Consider the following 1,626-nt stretch of genomic DNA (forward strand, 5'->3'; position numbering starts at 1 on the left):
TCGGCGACGATCGGGCTCATCGTGGCCACATACGGGATGTTGTCCACGATCGCCGACAGCACCGCCGAGGCGCCCAGCAACCCCATGGTGGCAACGCCCAGCCGCCCCTCGGTGGCATCGGCCGCGGCCTGGGAGATCTGCCCGATCACACCGGTGTGCACCAGCGCGCCGACCATGACGAACAACCCGGCGAAGAACGTCAGCGTCGGCCACTCGACCTCGCCGAGCGCCTGCGGGGTGGTCACCTTGGTGGCCGCCACCAGGACACCCGCGCCCAAGATCGCCACCACCGAGGGCTCATAGTGCAACACCGGGTGCAGCACGAACGCCGCCATCACCACGGCCAGCACCGCCAGGCTCTGGACCAGCAGCCGCCGGTCGGCGATCGCCTCACGCTCGTTCAAGGCCATGATCTGCGCGGCCCGCTGCGGGTCGTAGCGGAACGCCTTGCGAAACAGCACCCGGCACATGGCGATGAAGACCGCCATCAGCACGATCACCATCGGGGCCATGTGGATGAGGAAGTCGTTGAAGCCCAGGTTCGCGCGGCTGGCGATGATGATGTTCGGCGGGTCGCCGACCAGGGTGGCGGCGCCGCCGATGTTGGAGGCCAGCGCCTCGGCGATGAGGTAGGGGGCCACCGGCAGCGCCAGCCGTTCGCACACCAGGAACGTCACCGGGGCGATGAGCAGCACGGTGGTGACGTTGTCCAGCAGCGCCGAGGCCAGCGCGGTGATGACGATCAGCAGCACCATCAGCGGGTAGGGGCGGCCACGGGCGCGTTTGGCCGCCCAGATCGCCAGGTACTCGAACACGCCGGTCTGCTTGAGCACGCCGACGATGACCATCATGCCCAGCAGCAGGAAGATGACGTTCCAGTCGATCGCGGTGCGCTCGTCGAAGAACGCGGTGTGGGCGTCGGTGGCGTGGATGAGCAGCATGATCCCGGCGCCGCCGAGGGCGGCGGCCACGCGGTGGATCTTCTCGGTGGCGATCAGCGCGTACGCGCCGATGAAGACGGCCGTGGCCGCCCAGGCGAGCAGGTTCACGGGCTGGTCACCCGGTCCAGCAGCGCCTGGAGGGTGACGGCGCCGAGCAGGCGGCCGTCTTCTACGACGGCGACGAGCGGGCTGTGGGTGCGTGCCATCAGCGCGGCCAGTTCCAGTACGGTCGCGTCCGGGTCGGTGACCGGCAGTTCGCGGGGGCGCGGGGGGAGGGCTTCGCGTACGGTACGGCCGGCCAGCGCGTCCAGGAAGTGGTCGGCGTGTTCTTCGTCGATCACCCGGGCCAGGGTGGGGTCGTCTTGGCAGTAGCCGGGTACGGCCAGGCGCAGGACCTGGGTGCCGGGCAGGATGCTGGCCGGTCGTCCGTGTTCGTCGGTGACGATGAGGCCGGGGAGGTCTTGCTCGGCCAGTAGCCGGGCGGCCTGCGGCACGGGGGTGTCGATGGTGATGGTGGGGAAGGCGGCGAGCAGGTCGCGTGCGCGCATGGCGGCGGCCCTTTCCGGGATCGGCGGCAACGACTGCCGACCAGGCTTCCCGGCGCACCTGCATGGAACCTATCAAGAACCGCCAAGATCGGGCATGGGGAGGTGGTGCCGGTCATCGAGCGGGGAGACGTGGTCAA

Annotated in this window: 2 protein-coding genes; both read right to left on the minus strand. The window is 69.6% G+C overall.

Translation table 11 applies throughout. From position 1 onward, the window contains the following. A partial coding sequence (locus ACH34R_RS44090; protein ID WP_397567618.1) for an ArsB/NhaD family transporter occupies positions 1-1,049 on the minus strand: 1,049 nt, incomplete at its 3' end. Beyond that, positions 1,046-1,489, minus strand: coding sequence for a CBS domain-containing protein (locus tag ACH34R_RS44095; RefSeq protein ID WP_397567619.1), 444 nt, complete (start codon positions 1,487-1,489; stop codon positions 1,046-1,048). The genes ACH34R_RS44090 and ACH34R_RS44095, both read right to left, overlap by 4 nt. Between the last annotated feature and the right edge of the window lie 137 nt (positions 1,490-1,626).

Origin of the sequence: Spongiactinospora sp. 9N601 (genome assembly GCF_044326295.1) — a bacterium.
Classification (GTDB): domain Bacteria; phylum Actinomycetota; class Actinomycetes; order Streptosporangiales; family Streptosporangiaceae; genus Spongiactinospora; species Spongiactinospora gelatinilytica.